At 58.6% G+C, this 16051-nt stretch carries 17 protein-coding genes; 11 read left to right on the top strand and 6 right to left on the bottom strand.

Annotated features, from left to right (window positions below; all coding sequences use genetic code 11):
• The first annotated feature begins 195 nt into the window (after positions 1-195).
• Together HYPDE_RS15040 and HYPDE_RS15035 are read left to right on the top strand one after the other, a co-directional pair.
• Positions 196-723 carry a Dps family protein gene (locus HYPDE_RS15040; RefSeq protein ID WP_041321406.1) on the top strand — a complete coding sequence of 176 codons (528 nt, stop codon included), beginning with the start codon at positions 196-198 and terminating at the stop codon, positions 721-723.
• Positions 724-752: 29 nt separating this feature from the next.
• Positions 753-2273: an FAD-dependent oxidoreductase gene (locus tag HYPDE_RS15035; protein ID WP_015599365.1), complete on the top strand. Its 1521-nt coding sequence runs from the start codon at positions 753-755 to the stop codon at positions 2271-2273.
• Positions 2274-2276: 3 nt separating this feature from the next.
• Here HYPDE_RS15035 and HYPDE_RS15030 read toward each other — a convergent pair whose 3' ends face one another.
• The 4 genes from HYPDE_RS15030 to wrbA form a co-directional block, all read right to left on the bottom strand.
• The gene (locus HYPDE_RS15030; protein WP_015599364.1) at positions 2277-2927 is read right to left on the bottom strand and encodes a flavin reductase family protein; all 651 of its coding nucleotides are present in this window, start codon (positions 2925-2927) and stop codon (positions 2277-2279) included.
• A 4-nt stretch (positions 2928-2931) separates the two neighbouring features.
• The gene (locus HYPDE_RS15025) at positions 2932-3576 is read right to left on the bottom strand and encodes an alpha/beta hydrolase (RefSeq protein ID WP_015599363.1); all 645 of its coding nucleotides are present in this window, start codon (positions 3574-3576) and stop codon (positions 2932-2934) included.
• Entirely contained in the window at positions 3573-4508 is a 936-nt protein-coding gene (locus HYPDE_RS15020) for a ring-cleaving dioxygenase (RefSeq protein ID WP_015599362.1), read from the bottom strand. Before HYPDE_RS15020 ends, HYPDE_RS15025 begins: the two co-directional genes overlap by 4 nt.
• 128 nt (positions 4509-4636) lie before the next feature.
• Positions 4637-5236 carry an NAD(P)H:quinone oxidoreductase gene (wrbA, locus tag HYPDE_RS15015; RefSeq protein WP_015599361.1) on the bottom strand — a complete coding sequence of 200 codons (600 nt, stop codon included), beginning with the start codon at positions 5234-5236 and terminating at the stop codon, positions 4637-4639.
• Positions 5237-5348: 112 nt separating this feature from the next.
• Here wrbA and HYPDE_RS15010 point away from each other — a divergent pair, with 112 nt between their 5' ends.
• Positions 5349-6266: a LysR family transcriptional regulator gene (locus HYPDE_RS15010; RefSeq protein WP_015599360.1), complete on the top strand. Its 918-nt coding sequence runs from the start codon at positions 5349-5351 to the stop codon at positions 6264-6266.
• A gap of 3 nt (positions 6267-6269) precedes the next feature.
• Here the strand turns inward: HYPDE_RS15010 and cobF are convergent, their stop codons facing one another.
• On the bottom strand, positions 6270-7034 hold the full coding sequence (gene cobF / locus HYPDE_RS15005; RefSeq protein ID WP_015599359.1) for a precorrin-6A synthase (deacetylating): 765 nt from the start codon (positions 7032-7034) through the stop codon (positions 6270-6272).
• Positions 7035-7177: 143 nt separating this feature from the next.
• Between cobF and HYPDE_RS15000 the strand changes: the two genes are divergently transcribed.
• The gene (locus tag HYPDE_RS15000; RefSeq protein WP_015599358.1) at positions 7178-8602 is read left to right on the top strand and encodes a DUF6513 domain-containing protein; all 1425 of its coding nucleotides are present in this window, start codon (positions 7178-7180) and stop codon (positions 8600-8602) included.
• 20 nt (positions 8603-8622) lie between these two features.
• Here the strand turns inward: HYPDE_RS15000 and HYPDE_RS14995 are convergent, their stop codons facing one another.
• Entirely contained in the window at positions 8623-9090 is a 468-nt protein-coding gene (locus tag HYPDE_RS14995; protein ID WP_041320550.1) for a MarR family winged helix-turn-helix transcriptional regulator, read from the bottom strand.
• Between the two features lie 244 nt (positions 9091-9334).
• On the opposite strand from HYPDE_RS14995, the gene HYPDE_RS14990 reads away from it, so the two are divergent.
• From HYPDE_RS14990 to HYPDE_RS14965, 7 genes are all read left to right on the top strand, one after another.
• Complete coding sequence (locus tag HYPDE_RS14990) at positions 9335-11125, top strand: chloride channel protein (protein ID WP_015599356.1); 1791 nt, start codon at positions 9335-9337, stop codon at positions 11123-11125.
• A 243-nt stretch (positions 11126-11368) separates the two neighbouring features.
• The gene (locus HYPDE_RS14985) at positions 11369-11686 is read left to right on the top strand and encodes a hypothetical protein (RefSeq protein WP_015599355.1); all 318 of its coding nucleotides are present in this window, start codon (positions 11369-11371) and stop codon (positions 11684-11686) included.
• Positions 11687-12366: 680 nt separating this feature from the next.
• Positions 12367-13212: a lytic murein transglycosylase gene (locus tag HYPDE_RS14980; RefSeq protein WP_015599353.1), complete on the top strand. Its 846-nt coding sequence runs from the start codon at positions 12367-12369 to the stop codon at positions 13210-13212.
• A gap of 787 nt (positions 13213-13999) precedes the next feature.
• Positions 14000-14578 carry a hypothetical protein gene (locus HYPDE_RS14975; RefSeq protein ID WP_015599350.1) on the top strand — a complete coding sequence of 193 codons (579 nt, stop codon included), beginning with the start codon at positions 14000-14002 and terminating at the stop codon, positions 14576-14578.
• 226 nt (positions 14579-14804) lie between these two features.
• Entirely contained in the window at positions 14805-15488 is a 684-nt protein-coding gene (locus tag HYPDE_RS14970; protein WP_041321401.1) for a ParA family protein, read from the top strand.
• Between the two features lie 42 nt (positions 15489-15530).
• Entirely contained in the window at positions 15531-15680 is a 150-nt protein-coding gene (locus HYPDE_RS19415) for a hypothetical protein (protein WP_015599348.1), read from the top strand.
• Positions 15681-15793: 113 nt separating this feature from the next.
• Entirely contained in the window at positions 15794-16006 is a 213-nt protein-coding gene (locus HYPDE_RS14965; RefSeq protein ID WP_015599347.1) for a hypothetical protein, read from the top strand.
• Positions 16007-16051: the final 45 nt, after the last annotated feature.

Here is a 16051-nt window from a genome sequence, read left to right as displayed (position 1 = left end):
GTCCGTCATCGGCGGATGGGTTAGGGGCGTCATGGGTTGTGCGAGGCGACTGCACGAACAAAAGAAATTGAGAGTCGTCACGTATGGAGCGAATATTTATAATGCGCGTTATCTCATCGCGATGGCCCGTCGCGACGAGATCTCCTGCGAACATATTCCCCCCTCGGTAGTCAACGCAGATTAAGGAAGATGCACATGAAGCCAGAATCCGCCAAGGCCCGGCGCAAGGCTCCCCTCAATACCCCTTCAATCTTTTCGGATAACGCGATCAAGGACATTGCCGGCGCATTGACCGTTCTTCTTGCCGATGTGTTCGCGGTTTACGTGAAGACGAAGAACTTCCACTGGCACATGTCAGGTCCGCACTTTCGCGACTACCACTTGCTCCTTGATGAGCAAGGTATGCAGATCTTCAACATGACGGACGATATCGCCGAGCGCGCACGCAAGGTCGGCGGCACCACGCTCCGCTCAACCGGTCAAATCGCCAAGCTCCAGCGCATCCTCGACAACGATGCCGACTATGTCACGCCGGAAGACATGTTGGCTGAATTGAGAGACGACAATTTGCAGCTCATCCGCTCGATGCAGGAAGTCCACGACCTCTGCGACGAGCACAATGACGTCGCAACCGCCAGTCTTCTTGAAAATTGGATCGACGAGACCGAACGCCGCGTTTGGTTCCTCTTCGAAGCAACACGGCAGGTGCCCCAAGGGGCATGATAGCAAGGCTCATAATTGGAGAAGAAGAGATGTCGTCGAGCGAGCAGCAACTTTCTGGTCCGGATTTCACGCGCGGTATCCCCGCCTCGGACATTCCGGATGGCGGTATGCTGCTCGGTCACGTCGGCGGCGAAGCGGTTCTGTTGGCGAAACGCGGCACCGAGCTTTTTGCCATCGGCGCCACGTGTACGCACTACAATGGACCTCTTGCCGAAGGTTTGATGGTCGACGATACGGTGCGCTGTCCCTGGCATCACGCCTGCTTCAGCCTTCGGACGGGCGAAGCAGTGCGTGCTCCGGCTCTCAATCCCGTGGCTTGCTTCCGGATCGAGGAAAGCGGCTCGACGATTTTTGTTCGTGAGAAGACCGAGAAGGCGCCGGCGCAACAGGTGAAGCCGGACACTCATATCCGTTCAGTCGTGATTATTGGTGGCGGGGCGGCCGGCAACGCGGCCGCTGAAATGCTGCGTCGGCAAGATTTTAAGGGTAGCGTGACGATGCTGAGCGCGGACGACGCGCTACCTTACGATAGACCAAATCTTTCCAAGGATTATCTGGCTGGAAACGCTTCCGAGGATTGGATTCCGCTGCGCTCACAGGATTTCTATAAGGAACAGAATATCGATGTGCGCCTCAATGCGCGTGTCATGGCGATTGATACGGTGGAGCGCGAGCTTGTGCTTGCTGATGGAAGCCGCATCGCTTTCGACGCACTGCTCTTGGCGACAGGAGCGGCCCCCTTTCGCCTCGATATTCCCGGCGCCGAACTCCCGCATGTCCACTATCTCCGCACGTTGGACGATAGCCGCGCGCTGATTGCAAAAACGAGGGATGCCAAGCGTGCTGTGGTCATCGGAGCGAGCTTCATCGGACTTGAAACCGCGGCATCGCTGCGTACGCGCGGCATCGATGTCCACGTTGTCGGCCCGCAGTCGCGGCCGCTCGAGCGTGTTCTCGGTGCTGAGCTTGGAGATATGGTTAGGGAGATTCACGAAGCGCACGGCGTCGTATTCCATTTCGGAACGATGGCCGCGGCAATCGACAAGGACATGGTGACCTTGAAATCGGGTGAGCGCCTTCCGGCCGATTTGGTTGTTGCAGGTATCGGCGTTCGCCCGGATGTAGAGCTTGCCAAAACCGCAGGTCTCGCCGTCGATAACGGCATCGTCGTGGATCAATACTTGCAAACGAGCATCCCGGGAATTTACGCGGCAGGCGATATCGCGCGCTGGCCAGATCCACACAGCGGCGGTCTGATCCGGGTCGAGCATTGGGTGGTTGCCGAGCGCCAGGGGCAGACGGCGGCAATCAATATGATCGGTGGACGGCAGCCATTTGATGCGGTTCCGTTCTTTTGGAGTCAGCATTTCGACGTAACGGTTTCCTACGTCGGGCACGCGGAGAAATGGGATAAGGTCGAGATCGAAGGCAATCCGGCCGCACGCGATTGCAAGGTGACTTACCTGCAAAGCGGCCGAAAGCTGGCCGTCGCGACCGTATCGCGCGATCTTGAAAGTCTCCGCGCCGAAACCGAACTCGAACGCACTTGAGGCTCAGCGCGTGCTTGCTGTTCGACCGGTAGAGAGCGCCGCATAGGGCTCGGGCCGCTGTATCTGAAACACGGCGTCAGTTGTCGTATACCATCCGCGACCGTGCATGCGCCCGACCAGATGCAGTGCGGGCGTATCGATGTAGTGTTTCTCGGGATCGAGCACGAACTCATCCGAGACATGCGCCTGCACGATCTCGCCAAGAATAATGAGCTGGCTTGGCGCAACCTCGATAGGCGTGTGTAGCCGGCATTCGAATGCGACAGGGCTGATTGCAATTCGCTCAGGTTTCACCTTCACTGAAGGCATGGTTTCAAGCTTCGCCAGCGAAAGCTCATCCACATGCGAGGGTGCGTCGATCGAGGTTAGATTCATGGCCTCAGCGGCGAGACGCGGCACGAGGTTGACGACAAACTCCTGCGTATCGAGAATGTTGCAAGCACTATCTTTCATCGAGCCGTTCGCGTTGGCTTGAATTCCGATTGCGACGATCGGCGGTGTCTTGCTCATCGCATTGAAAAAACTGAACGGCGCTGCATTGCGGACGCCGTTCTTGGAGAGCGTAGTAACCCAGGCAATGGGCCGCGACACGATCGTGCTCGTCAGGATTTTATAGCGGTCGTCGGCCGCGAGCTGTTCGAAGTCGAATTCCATTCCATCACCTCTCGGCCGGCGCTCCGATGCCGCGAAGGATTTTTTCGACGTGGTCGATTTCGTCCTGCACGATCATATGCCCCATGCCGGGGTATATTATCTCGGACACGTCGCCGCCAAGACCTCGAAGCACCACCGTCGATTCATGCACCCGCGCCAGCGGAATGTGAGAGTCGACGTCGCTGCACCCGAGGAACACGGGCGTTCCCGCAAGCGTACCAGGATAATTCCAAGTTGTGCCCTCGGGTCCGATCAGGCCACCGCTCAGCCCGACAACGCCACCGTAGCGCCGCGCGTTGCGAACGGCGAACTCCAGCGTCAGGCACGCCCCTTGCGAAAATCCCAAGAGGACGATGCGTTCAGCCGGCATACCCTGCTGCTCGACATCGTCGACAACATGGGCAAGTGTGCTCAGCGCGTTGCCGAGGTGCGGCTCGTTCAGCATCGTCGGAGCCATGAACGAGTATGGATACCAGCTACCTGAAGGTGCTTGCGGTGCGATATGAGCGATGCCCGGAGCCGTGAACGCTTTCGCGAGGCCGAGCATACTCTCGGCGCTCGCGCCACGTCCGTGCACCAGGACGATAGCCGCGCGGGCGGCACCGATGGGTGCACCCGCGCGGATGACACTGGTTGTTAATGTCGTCATGCTGCCTGCTCCAAGGGTTGCAGGATTGCTTCGATCTCCTTCCGCTGGCCTTCCAGGAACGGAGGCAGTTTTAACGCCTGCCCCAGAGAAGTTACCGGCTCGTCGATTGCAAATCCCGGCTCATCGGTTGCAATCTCGAAGATCACGCCGCCCGGCTCCCGGAAGTAGATCGAACGGAAGTAGTTGCGATCGATCTGTTCGGTAACGTGCAGGCGATGGCCTTCCACGAGCTTGCGACGCATTTCAGCCTGAGCTTCGTCCGTCGCAGCGCGGAACGCCACATGATGGACGGAGCCTCGGCCCATGTTGCCGGCCAGAAAGCCTTTCGCTTCCCGGATCTCGATGACGCCGCCAGCCGTGGTTCCGTTCGCGACGAAGCGCGTGACGGGACCTTCGTTGCCGGCCTCGCTGAAACCGAGAACATCGGTCAAGATGGCTGCGGTCCGCTTTCCCTCTTCGAGCAGAAGCCTGACGCCGTGAAAGCCGCGCACGGCGTGCTCGGCGGGAATGCCGCCGTCTCGCCATGTGGGTTCGTTCTCGGTACCGGCAACGCCGACGAAAGCCAGGCTCATGCCGTCCGGATCGGTGAAGCTCAGGACGGACTGCCCGAAGCGCTTCTCGATAGCCTCATGCGGCACGCCCTTTTCGACAAAGCGATGCGCCCAATAGCCGATCGCGCTTTCTGGAATGCGAAACATCGTCTGCTGGGCCAGCCCGGCACCTGCTCTCCCTTTAGGCGCATGCCCCCAGGGAAAGAACGTCAGGATCGTTCCCGGATGCCCTTCTTCGTCGCCGAAGTAGAGGTGGTAGGTTCCGGGATCGTCGAAATTTACAGTCTTCTTGACGAGCCGCAGGCCGAGAACGCGCGTGTAGAAATCCAAATTGCGAGAGGCATCGCCTGCGATGGCGGTGATGTGATGGATTCCAGACATGACGAGTCCTTTCTCCCGTACGAAACGGGATTTCTTGAGTTCCTCTTCAAATGGTCCGCAGGCTTTTGGCTTCAACATTGGCCGCAGCGTTCAAACTGTTGCCAATCCAGCGACGATCTAAAAGTTCGTCAGCCTGCGAGGCGCGCCGCAATCTGTGCGACGTGGCGGCCTTGGAAATGCGCGCCCGCCAGTTCGTTGGCCGAAGGCTGCCGCGAGCCGTCACCGGCCGCGATCGTCGAAGCGCCGTAGGGCGAGCTGCCTGTAATTTCCTGGACGCCCATTTGCCCTTGGAAGGAGTAGGGCAGCCCGACGATCACCATGCCCTGATGCAGAAGCACGATATGGGTCGAGAGGATCGTGCTCTCCTGCCCACCATGCTGCGTCGCCGTCGACGTGAAGACGCTGCCGACTTTGCCGATCAGTTTGCCGCCGGCCCACAGGCCGCCCGTCTGATCGAGAAAGTTCTTCATCTGCGCAGGCATGTTTCCGAAGCGCGTCGGAACGCCGATGATGATCGCATCATACTCCGGCAACTCGTCGACCGTCGCGATGGGCGCCTGCTGGTCGAGTTTGAAATGCGCTTTCCGCGCGACATCCTCCGGCACCAGTTCGGGTACCCGTTTGATGACCACGTCGGCGCCGCCCTCGCGCACGCCCGCAGCAACGCTTTCGGCCATTTTCTCAATGTGGCCGTAGCTGGAATAATAGAGGACGAGAACCTTGGTCATTTTGAGTGCCTCCGATGTCGTGCAGTTCGGTTGATGCACCCGAATGTCGTTCGTTGACAGGACGCACTCAATACGCGATATTTATGCCAGTCTGGTTCCAATTTGGATACAAATGGACAAACTTGAATCGATGGGCGCCTTTGTGAAGGTCGTCGCGAGCGGCAGCTATGCGGAGGCTGCGCGGCGCCTCGGCTTGACGCGATCGGCGGTCAGCAAGGCCGTCATGGAGCTGGAGCAGCAACTCGGCGCGCGGCTTCTGGATCGCACCACGCGGCACGTGACGCCGACCGAAGCCGGTCTCGCCTATTACGAACGCTGCATTGCCATTCTCGCGCAGGTGGATGAGACCGAAGCCCAGATCTCCCGCCTTCACGATGAGCCAAAGGGCGTGCTGAAGATCAACGCTCCGATGTCGTTCGGTACCCTTTACCTCGGAGATGCCGTCGCCGACTTCATGATCCGCTACGGCGATCTCAAAGTCGAGTTGACCCTCACTGACAGGTTCATCGATCCCCTTGAAGAAGGCGTTGACGTGACCGTGCGGATTGGTGCGTTGGTCGATTCAAGCTTGATCGCTCGGCGCATTTCACCGGCCCGCGTCGTGATCGTTGCATCGCCTGATTATCTGAAGAAGCACGGCACACCGCAAAACCCAGCCGAACTCGCGAACCATCGTTGCCTAAGCTACGGGCACACCACTTCGATGCAGCGGTGGCACCTAAAAGAAAACGACCGTCCGATATCGGTATCGATTGGCTCGTGTCTGTCCTCGAACAACGGCGATGCTCTGCGCGACGCTGCCGTCAAGGGAATCGGCATAGCCCAACTTCCGACGTTCATCGTCGGAAAGGACATCGCCGAAAACCGCCTGCAAGTCGTTTTACCTGACTACGAGCCTGACGATCTGACGATCCACGCGCTCTACGCACCAAACAGATATCTCGCTGCAAAAACGCGGGTCTTCATAGATTTTCTCGTCGATCGCTTCGGCAAGACGCCGTCGTGGGACGTCTGCTACGGCAAGCGCTAGCGCTTATCGATCCGGCGTTCGGCGCAGCAGATACGTGTCCATGATCCAGCCCTTGCGTGCACGTAGATCCGCGCGGATACGCTCGATTTCGTCGACGCGCTCCGCGAGCTTCCCGGAAATCAGAACTTCGTCGGGCGTGCCGAGATAAGCGCCCCAATAGATATCTACGTCCTCATCCGCCAGTGCTCTGATCCCGGAACCGTTGTCAAGCATCACAACCACGGTGTCGACTCCTTGAGGAAGCCCTTCCAGCAGCTTCCGTCCGGTCGTGGTATGAACCGGCTCGCCGATCGCATTCAGTGCGATCTTGTGCTGGGCCGCGAGTGCCTGCACGCTTGTGATGCCCGGAATCACCTCGTAGTCGAAAGCAATCTTGCCGTCAGCGATGATTTGTTGAAGGACGCGGATCGTGCTGTCGTAAAGCGACGGATCGCCCCATATGAGAATGCCGCCGACCTGGCCTTCCTTCAGTTCCGTTGCAATGAAGCGGCTGAAAATTGCGGCCTTCTCGTCGTGCCAGGAGCGGACACCTGATTTATAATCTGGGTCGCCGGTGTTCCGCATCGGACTCGCGACCTCGACAACCCGATAGGGATGGTCTGTGATGAAGCGCTCGCAGACCGTAGTCCTGAGTTTGACGAGGTCCTCTTTGACCTCTCCCTTGTCGAGAACGAAGAAGACGTCGACCTCGTTCAGTGCCTTGACGGCCTGCATCGTCACGTAGTCCGGATTCCCGGCCCCGATTCCGATGATGAGCACTTTCTTCATTAGTGAGACGTCTCCAGTCCTATTCGATGCCAGGGACAAAATCTTTTTTACCTTGCTGCCGATGCGCTGCCGTAGACATTGCAACGAAGGCCGTTCAATGCCAATGCACGGTCTAACCGATCTTGAAAAGGAATACCCGGCCAATGGCCAAGCGCGTCGTTTTGGTAACCGGATCGTTGGCGGAGCCGCGCGTCAAGCGCGTAGCGGAAGAACTCAACGACGCGGAGATCGACCCGGTGGTCGCCAACATCGGCGTGAAAGTCGCAGCGCTGATGACCTCCGATATTGTCGAGCGCCGGCTGAAGCTGCCGGAAGGCACCGACCGCGTGATTCTCCCCGGGCGCTTTCGCGGTGACCTCGAGCGTCTGTCGGACCACTTCGGAACTCGTTTCGAGCGCGGTCCCGAGGAGATTGCCGATCTGCCGGAATACCTGGGTCACGCCGCGCGCAAGATCGACCTCTCCGAGCAGGATGTCACGATCTTCGGCGAGATAGTCGATGCGACCTTGCTGACACCTTGGCAAATTGTCGAGCGCTCACGCAAATATCGCGCTGACGGCGCCGACGTCATAGATCTCGGATGCTTGCCGGACAGTCCGTTTCCGCATCTCGAAGAGGCCATCGCGGCTCTGCACGCCGATGGAGCAAAGGTCAGCGTCGACTCCTTCAATGCCGAGGAGCTGTCGCGTGCGACGCGGGCGGGCGCCGACTATCTTTTCAGTCTGTCGGAAAAGACGATCTCGATTGTCGATGAAGGACCCGCCGCACCTATCCTTATTTCAGCCGGCGCGGCGGATATGGACTCTCTCGACCGCGTCATCGACGTCATGATCGAAAAGGGTCGGCCCTTCTACGCCGATCCGATCCTCGATCCGATTCACTACGGCTTCACCGCTTCGGTGGCCCGATATTACGATCTGCGCAAACGCCGCCCGGATGTGCCGATCCTGATGGGCATCGGCAATGTTACCGAGCTGACGGATGCCGACACGACTGGCATCAATGCCGTCCTGATGGGGATCTGCTCCGAGCTTCACATCACGGCAGTCCTTGCGGTGCAGGTCAGCCCCCACTGCCGTACGGCGATCAAGGAATTCGATCGCGCACGGCGGGAATACTTCGCGGCGCGCAAGGCAAATGCCTTACCGCAGGGCTTCGGCATGGGGCTAATGGCGCTGCGGGATCGCCGGGGCTTTGCATCGACGCCTGCGGAAATCGTCGAACTCGCGGCCGCTCTCCGCGATCGCAACTATCGGATCGAGGTCGCGGAAGACGGCATTCATATCTACAACCGCAACGGACACCACATCTCCGACGATCCGTTCAAGCTTTATCCTGATCTTGAGCTTGGTACCGACGTTGGGCATGCATTTTACCTCGGCGTCGAAACGGCGCGTGCCGAAATCGCTTACCGGCTCGGAAAGCGGTACACTCAGGATGAGCCCGTGCCCTTCGGCGTTGTCGCCGAGGTTCCAGGCGCCGCCGAAGACGCGCATGCGATGAAGTTCAAGGAGGCGGGGTCGACGTTCGCAAAGCCAAAAGCGGACAAGGACCGAGACAAGGAATAGCTGGCCGAACGGACTTAGCGTTATCGTCGCTCGAACGTCCTCAAGAGCTTGCGCAGCGTCGGACGTATGCTTTTCAGCTCCTCGACATGGATGGACGATAACTTGTCGATTGTCGCGTTACCCGACTTTGTCAATGAAACTTGTATCTTACGCCTATCGGTCGGATCGGGATTGCGCTCCACCAGGCCAAGGTCCGAAAGCCTGTCGACAAGCTCGACAATCGTATGGTGACGGAGGAGCAGCCGGTCGGCGATTTCTCCGATGCTGAGCGAGTCTCGCCCGGGTGCACCCTTGACTGAGAGCATCAATTGATGCTGCTGCGGGGTTACGCCCGCGCCGACCGCGGCAGCCTCGCTAAACGCGAGAAATTTCCTCAGCTCGCAACGGAATTCCGCCAGCGCCTCGTAGTTGGCCTTCGTCAGGACGGACCTTTTGCGCCGAGCGGTCGGCTTCGGCGATAGAGATATATTCGATTGCTTGTCGACCAAGGCGAACTCCTGTTTCGATGGGTGAAGCGGCCTGGAGCCCCGGCTCCATGCACTCGCATTAGCACCTCCGGCTACTTTTATTTTATCGGGCGGCGCCATTCAACCATGCGACGCCAGGCCCCTCCGTCGAAAAGCTCCGAGCCTTGTATACATATCGTATTACGATATATAGCGCGCGGCACCACGGGGTCGATTCTGTATCCTGGCAGCCCCAAATATAGAGCTAAAGGCAAACGGAGTATCGATGAAGCTAGACAGCGCTGAGCTGCGCCGCCTCGGTGATTTCACGACAAATCCGCGCGTACTTTATATCGCGGCCATCGCGGTACTGGTTGCTTTGGTGAGCGTGGCCGCAGGCGTGGTTCTGCTCGACCTTATTCGCCTCTTCACGAATATTGCTTATTTCGGCCGCTTCTCACTCGCAACTGCAGACATCTCGCAATCTCCGTTTGGGCTATGGACGGTGCTCATCCCGGCGGGAGGGTCGATCATCATCGGCTTGATGGCGTGTTACGGCAGCGAAAAAATCCGGGGGCATGGCATCCCGGAAGCTATCGAGGCGATTCTTCTGGGCCGCTCGCGGCTCGATCCTAAAGTCGCGGTCTTGAAACCCTTGTCGTCTGCGATTTCCATAGGGACAGGCGGCCCGTTCGGCGCCGAAGGTCCCGTCATCATGACCGGCGGCGCCTTGGGATCGCTCATCGCGCAGTGGCTCCCTGTCAGCGACAACGAAAGAAAGACGCTGCTGGTAGCTGGCGCAGCTGCTGGCATGACCACCGTTTTCGGAACGCCGATCGCAGCAATTATGCTTGCTGTCGAATTGCTGCTGTTCGAATGGACGCCCAAAAGCTTCATACCTGTAGCGGTGGCGGCAATCGTTGCGGAGGTAGGGCGCTCCTATTTGCACATGCAGTCGCCGCTGTTCTCATTCTCAGGCAGCGCAGACATGTCGGTATCGGGGCTTGCGTGCTGGATCGCGATCGGTGCCCTCGGTGGGCTCCTCTCAGGCTGTCTGACGAAGCTCGTATATGCTGCCGAAGATCTGTTTCCCAAGCTCCCCGTTCACTGGATGTGGTGGCCGATGTTCGGAGGTTTGATCGTCGGCATCGGCGGCCTGATCGATCCCCGTGCTCTTGGCGTCGGCTACACGAATATCGATCAGCTTCTCCTTGGCACGCTCACCGGAAAAAGCGCGCTTCTGCTTTTGGGAGTCAAAGCAACCATCTGGGCCGTAGCGTTGGGTTCGGGCACATCCGGAGGTGTTCTCGCGCCGTTGCTCATCATCGGTGGCGCGATGGGTGCGGCATTGAGTGCAATAATGCCGGCAGCAGCGCCGGGATTCTGGGCACTCCTCGCGATGGCGGCGACCATGGGCGGCACGATGCGCGCTCCGCTGACGGCAACGTTCTTCGCCGTTGAGCTGACGGGTGCGACGGGCATGTTGGTGCCGCTCGTTGCGGCTTGCATAGCAGCGCATGCGGTGACCGTTCTCTTGATGCGTCGCTCGATTCTGACCGAGAAGCTGGCGCGCCGAGGCCATCATCTCGTTCGAGAATATCGTACGGACCCGTTCGCCTTGACGCGCGTCGCCGAAGTCATGACGGCCGACGTCGACACGGTTCCGGCATTGATGACGTTGCATCAGGCCGTTTCCTTTCTGACGAGTCCGGCGACACGCCATCCGACATTCCCGGTGATTGATGAAGATGTGCGGGTTTTGGGTGTGATCGATCCGCCGACGGTTCTTCGCTGGCGCCGCCGCGGCGAGCATCGCAATACGACGCTCGGCAAGTTGCTCAAGGGCAAGAATGTCGTAGTGGCTTATCCCGACGAATTCCTGGAGGGGTTGGCGGAAAAGCTGAACGGCGCCAACGTTTCGCATCTTCCGGTCGTCGATCGCGATAGCGGACAGCTCATCGGCTATATCGGTTGGAAGGACTTGATGCGTGTGCGCCTCAAGCTTCGGTCTGAAGAACAAAGTCGAAAAGCGTTCTTTGGGATCGCCCGACTCGCTCCAAAGGCTCGGCGGATATGAGATAGGCGCGTTCATTCGGACAAGTCTTGAACGCGCCCATGCAAGACAAGCAGTTCAGGTGCGCTTTTAACGCGAGCGAGCACTAGCGTCCTGCTTTCCCGAATTCCCGAAATTTGACGTCAGCGCGTCAACCGATCGCGCGTCGCAACCGAATGTCGTGTGCCGCATGCGATGCGTGACCGCATTCAGCAACCATTCACGCCTGGGGGAGTTTCTGACATCAGTTTGAATGGGAGTCTTGCCATGAAAACTCTGATCTGCGCACTCACGGCATCGGTCATCGCGGGCCTTGCCCCAAGCGTTGCTTCCGCTGCCGATTTAGGGAGCTATGACGAGCGGGAAACGGTGATCGAAAGACCTGCCCCGGTTGTCGAGCATGAACGGATCGTCGAACGGCGCTACTACGAACCGGATGACGACTACTATTACGAAGATGATGACCCGGTGGTTACGTACTACAGGCGACCCCATCTTGGGCCATATCCGTATTACGCAGCTTATCCGTATCGCTTCGGACCCTATTATCACCATCGGTATTGGCGCCGTCACGCCCGCTGGTGAAACGAATCCGATGAATGAAGATCGGGCTCGGCTGATAGCGCACGAGGCGGCCGGGCTCGTCCCAAGTTGGCTGCGACCTCAACCAAATCGCAAGCCGCCCGCTGATCCTGGGCCGACACCCCAGCCTCAGGACAGCGGATTCAAAACTCTTTTAATCCTAGTTTCCTTTTGAGCGCGATTGCATCAGCATTTTTGCAATAAATTTACTCTGCGCCTCAACTCTAGTGATCTGCAACGGCGGGCAGCGTAGAGGAGAGATTCCATGTTGGGCGTGAGATTCGGCATCACCGCCTTGGCTGCGGTGCTGGCAGTATCCGTTCTCTCCGCAACCGCGGAGGCGACTTACCGCGGGTGCGGGTTTGACCGCTACGGCTACCATCCGCCTGATTTTAGAGGCTGCGATTACGGCCCAGAAATCGTCGAAGTTCCGGTCCCCGTCTTACGTGTAAAGCCAGTCCGGCGAGTTCAGCGCCTTCATCGGGTCCCTCGAGCGCCCCTGGCACGTAGGGCCGTCGCGATCGCGCCTCCTCCGCCACCTCCCCCTTTTGAAGGCTACTATGCGGCAGCACCGATCCGACCAGGCTGCTACTTCGACAACGGCTACGATATGCGCGTGCACCGGATCTGCTACAGTGGCTGGTGATCGCCGGATCGCATCGTTTCAATAAAGCAGAGCCGTCATGCCTCATAAGTCCGGTTCGTTGAAAGGCGCGACATTGCGCGTTGCGTGCATACTGCTTTCGCTGTTGGCCTATCCCGCCGCTGGTATTGCTGCCCAGTGCGGCAGCGGCCCTCGAGGATTCGATGCATGGCTGCAGGATTTCAAATCTCGGGCGGCGGCGCATGGTATAAAACCTGCAACCGTTTCGCTGGCTTTATCAGGCGTCACATACGACTCGACCGTAATCCATCTCGATAGGTCGCAGCATTCTTTCAAGCTGAGCTTTCAGCAGTTTTATGCGCGTCGCGTCGACGGCGCGCTCATCAACCGTGGAAGATCCCTGATGCGAACGCATCGCGCCACGCTCGACCGTATCGAAAAAAGATACGGCGTTCCGGGTGCGGTGATTGTTGCGATTTGGGGTCTCGAAACACACTACGGTGCCGATGCGTCGGCGCGCTACTCGATCCTGCGGTCGCTCGCAACGCTGGCCTACGACTGCCGGCGCTCCGAATTCTTTGCAGACCAGCTTGTGGATGCGATCCGTATTGTCGCACGCGGTGACTTGCCGCCGAGCCAGTTGCGCGGCGGTTGGGCCGGAGAGATTGGACAAACACAGTTTCTCCCGACACCCTATGTCCGCTATGCCGTCGACTTCGATGGCAACGGCCGCCGGGACTTGGTGCATAGCGTGCCCGACATTCTTGCTTCGACTGCAAATTTCCTCGCAAGCCACGGTTGGCAGCGCGGCGGGTCATGGCAGCCGGGATCGGCGAATTACGGCGTCATCGGCCAATGGAATAAAGCCGAAGTCTACCAGCGCACCATCGCCGCCATGGCGACACAACTCGACGGCGGCCGCTAAACGCGGGACGGCGGAGGCTTAGGTCTCTGTTCGCCTAAGTGGTCTGGATTGTGGGTGGCTCTTTCGGACTTCCCGTGCCAAATCTTCAACGAGCCCCTTATCGATCCCCGAGGGACGGCGCCCGACCGGCCTAATGGGCTCATCGGTCGACGCATCGATAGCAATCGCATCGCTGCCAGGGAACGTCTCTTTAAGAGCCTCGTTAAGTTCTTCGTCTAATTGCGCTTTTGATTTCCTGACGATCATGGACCGGTCTCCGAAACTCGCGGGCGCGGCTTCTAGTCAATACTGAATATAGTTCGTCTTGCCATCAATTTCTGAAGTCCGGCGCGGGCGCGTCGATCCCGCGCATCAAAAATTTTTTGCCAGCGGCCCGCCAAGCCATACGTTGCCCATGATTTCCGTCTGATTGGGGGCGCGACGCCAACGTCGGCGCGCGAACACTGTCCTTAGTCATAGGAGTCCAGAGTGGCGTGGGTGAATGAGATCTCGGATGCAGCGCTTCTACCGCTGGTCAAGCAGTTACGAGACGCGCTCAAGAGTGCCGAGGCTGAGCTTCAGCGACGATGCTTCATCTCATCCGAGATCAAGCAAGCTCTTGCGTCTGCCGACGCCTACCTTGGCGATCAGGCCGTTGCTCAACGCCTAACGGGCGTCTCTCGCGAAAGGGCACCTCGTTTGATAAGGCGCGTTTGAACTCGCGGCGAAATCATCACGATACGGATAATTCGGCCACGCTACTGCCTTCCTTCAGGAGTGAAATCTTTTGGGGAGAAGGGCAGTGTTTATGCGTATTTATGCTCTGGAAATTCTCTTTGCTGTCGGCATCCTAAGCATGCCGGCGGTCGGCGCGGAAGCGGTTCGACGGGAAAGCACACCCCTGCCGCAGTTCATGCCGCCTGCGGCCCGCGCGCAAGTCGAGAGCACCGGGACCAAGCCCGCAACGAAGGAGACGCGACGGGCTGCGGAAGCTCTGAGCGCCAAATTTTCTGAAGATTTGGCGGCATCGAATGACGACGCAACGGCCGGTACCGAGAAAGCCAAGACGACGGCCCCCGTTGCGATCAATCCGCAATCGGATTCTGCGACCCAGGCTCACGTCGCGGTGCTGAGATCGAGAGTGTCGTCGACTGCGTCCACTCCCAAGAAATCGAAAGGTGCGCATGCAAAGGCCGCCACCGTTTCCGATCCATCGAAATCCAAGAAAACGAAGGCATATGCTGGCCACGCGCAGGAGCCCCGGCGGATGCCCGTCGAGTCATATGGAAAGGCGCAGGATCTGACGTCGAACGCAGTTCCAGGAGCCAAAGCCGGCTGGCAAACGGGGCTTATCGGGATGTTGACGAACCCGGCTTTTTGGCACTGAAAGGCTCCGTGCTTGCTGCGGAGAGCAGCGCAGATCGGTGTTCCGAAATCGGATACTGACGAAAATCCGCGCGATGGGCCGCGGGCGGCGTGGCAATAACTATTGGGGCTACTTTTCCAGCCTAGGCTCTCACAAGCCCGTCGCGAGCGCCCGCGCGCGTGCTAAGCTGGGCCGTTCTTGGCCCGCTGCCTATCCCTTTGAGCCGGCGGACGGGGAGGAAAAGGCAATGCCGGTAGTCGTATCGTTTGTGGGGCAAAAGGGCGGGGTGGGCAAAAGCACACTCGCCAGAGCGTTCGCCGCGGTTGCCACCCGGGGCAAACTGAAAGTGAAACTTGCCGATCTTGATGTGAACCAGCAGACGGCCGTTCGTTGGGCCAGGACACGCGCCGCGCGCGGAAGTGCTTATCCTGTCGAAGCCGAAGCCTTCAATACGATCGGAGATGTTTTGGCGAGTGTCCACGGCTTCGATCTCATCATCGTCGATACACCCGGCCATGCGAGCCCGGCAACTCTCGACATCGCGCGTTCGTCGCAAGTCGTAATTTTGCCGACGGGCGCGAGCACGGACGATCTGTATCCGACTGTATTGCTTCTTTATGAACTCGAACAGATGGGTATTCCGAAGGAGCGTCTTGCCGTCGCTCTCTGCCGGCTTCTTGAGTTGCGGGAAGAACATGCTGCGCGCAAATACGTCGAGACGGCGGGTTACGAGGCCCTGCTTGGGTCCATACCTGAACGCGCCGGCTATCGTAGCGCGCACAATCTGGGTCAATCGATCACCGAAACCAACGAGCAGTCGCTCAACCGACGCGCTCGCACGCTAATGGAAAGTCTACTGGAAAAAGTAATGAACCAATTGAAAGCATCGAAGACGTTTCAGAAACAGCAAGGCGACGGCAGCATCGCCTGATACCCGGCGAGTTACGAAGCCAGGCTTTAGGGAGTGTGTGCCATGTCACAGGAAGACCGTGCCTCGACGTCCGGCAAGCAGCGCCTCGTGAAATGGGCTGTGTTTTTGGTTTTGGCCGCCGCGTTGGCGTGGCTTGGCGCTTATATTCTCGGTATGCAGATATATGACGCCGCAGTGCAGGTAACGCATTGATTGCGGCGCGAATTGCCGAAAACGACAGTGGTATTTGGACGGTTAAAGAGGCACGCTACTTGCACATGGCGATCTAAGAAGGATTAACATTCGCCTGTAGCCGAAAGCCCGTCATGTTTGAAGACAATGTCATCTGGGTCGATTTCCGCCTGTCGAAGGATATTCGTTCCAAACAGGAGTTGTCTTTCGCCGAGCGTATGAAGGCGCACTCGGAGCGAACTTGTAGCCACGTCCAGGCATCGAAAACGGCGCTCGAAATGATTAAGAAAATGCTTGGCGAGGAGCAATGGGGTGGGGATGGCCCTCACCTCAGCGGGAAAAGTTGAGCTTTGCAGCATCAAATTTCATACCCATCCGCGTGAGTGCGGCGG

Origin of the sequence: Hyphomicrobium denitrificans 1NES1 (assembly GCF_000230975.2) — a bacterium.
Classification (GTDB): Bacteria; Pseudomonadota; Alphaproteobacteria; order Rhizobiales; family Hyphomicrobiaceae; genus Hyphomicrobium_B; species Hyphomicrobium_B denitrificans_A.
The sequence above is the reverse complement of the archived record's forward strand: the minus strand, read 5'-3'. Positions and strand labels throughout refer to the sequence as shown.

Excerpts from the sequence above, each read along its gene's own strand:
- HYPDE_RS15040 (WP_041321406.1), top strand. The coding sequence starts at position 196 with ATGAAGCCAGAATCCGCCAAGGCCCGGCGCAAGGCTCCCCTCAATACC.
- HYPDE_RS15035 (WP_015599365.1), top strand. The coding sequence starts at position 753 with ATGTCGTCGAGCGAGCAGCAACTTTCTGGTCCGGATTTCACGCGCGGT.
- HYPDE_RS15030 (WP_015599364.1), bottom strand. The coding sequence starts at position 2,927 with ATGGAATTCGACTTCGAACAGCTCGCGGCCGACGACCGCTATAAAATC.
- HYPDE_RS15025 (WP_015599363.1), bottom strand. The coding sequence starts at position 3,576 with ATGACGACATTAACAACCAGTGTCATCCGCGCGGGTGCACCCATCGGT.
- HYPDE_RS15020 (WP_015599362.1), bottom strand. The coding sequence starts at position 4,508 with ATGTCTGGAATCCATCACATCACCGCCATCGCAGGCGATGCCTCTCGC.
- wrbA (WP_015599361.1), bottom strand. The coding sequence starts at position 5,236 with ATGACCAAGGTTCTCGTCCTCTATTATTCCAGCTACGGCCACATTGAG.
- HYPDE_RS15010 (WP_015599360.1), top strand. The coding sequence starts at position 5,349 with ATGGACAAACTTGAATCGATGGGCGCCTTTGTGAAGGTCGTCGCGAGC.
- cobF (WP_015599359.1), bottom strand. The coding sequence starts at position 7,034 with ATGAAGAAAGTGCTCATCATCGGAATCGGGGCCGGGAATCCGGACTAC.
- HYPDE_RS15000 (WP_015599358.1), top strand. The coding sequence starts at position 7,178 with ATGGCCAAGCGCGTCGTTTTGGTAACCGGATCGTTGGCGGAGCCGCGC.
- HYPDE_RS14990 (WP_015599356.1), top strand. The coding sequence starts at position 9,335 with ATGAAGCTAGACAGCGCTGAGCTGCGCCGCCTCGGTGATTTCACGACA.
- HYPDE_RS14985 (WP_015599355.1), top strand. The coding sequence starts at position 11,369 with ATGAAAACTCTGATCTGCGCACTCACGGCATCGGTCATCGCGGGCCTT.
- HYPDE_RS14980 (WP_015599353.1), top strand. The coding sequence starts at position 12,367 with ATGCCTCATAAGTCCGGTTCGTTGAAAGGCGCGACATTGCGCGTTGCG.
- HYPDE_RS14975 (WP_015599350.1), top strand. The coding sequence starts at position 14,000 with ATGCGTATTTATGCTCTGGAAATTCTCTTTGCTGTCGGCATCCTAAGC.
- HYPDE_RS14970 (WP_041321401.1), top strand. The coding sequence starts at position 14,805 with ATGCCGGTAGTCGTATCGTTTGTGGGGCAAAAGGGCGGGGTGGGCAAA.
- HYPDE_RS19415 (WP_015599348.1), top strand. The coding sequence starts at position 15,531 with ATGTCACAGGAAGACCGTGCCTCGACGTCCGGCAAGCAGCGCCTCGTG.
- HYPDE_RS14965 (WP_015599347.1), top strand. The coding sequence starts at position 15,794 with ATGTTTGAAGACAATGTCATCTGGGTCGATTTCCGCCTGTCGAAGGAT.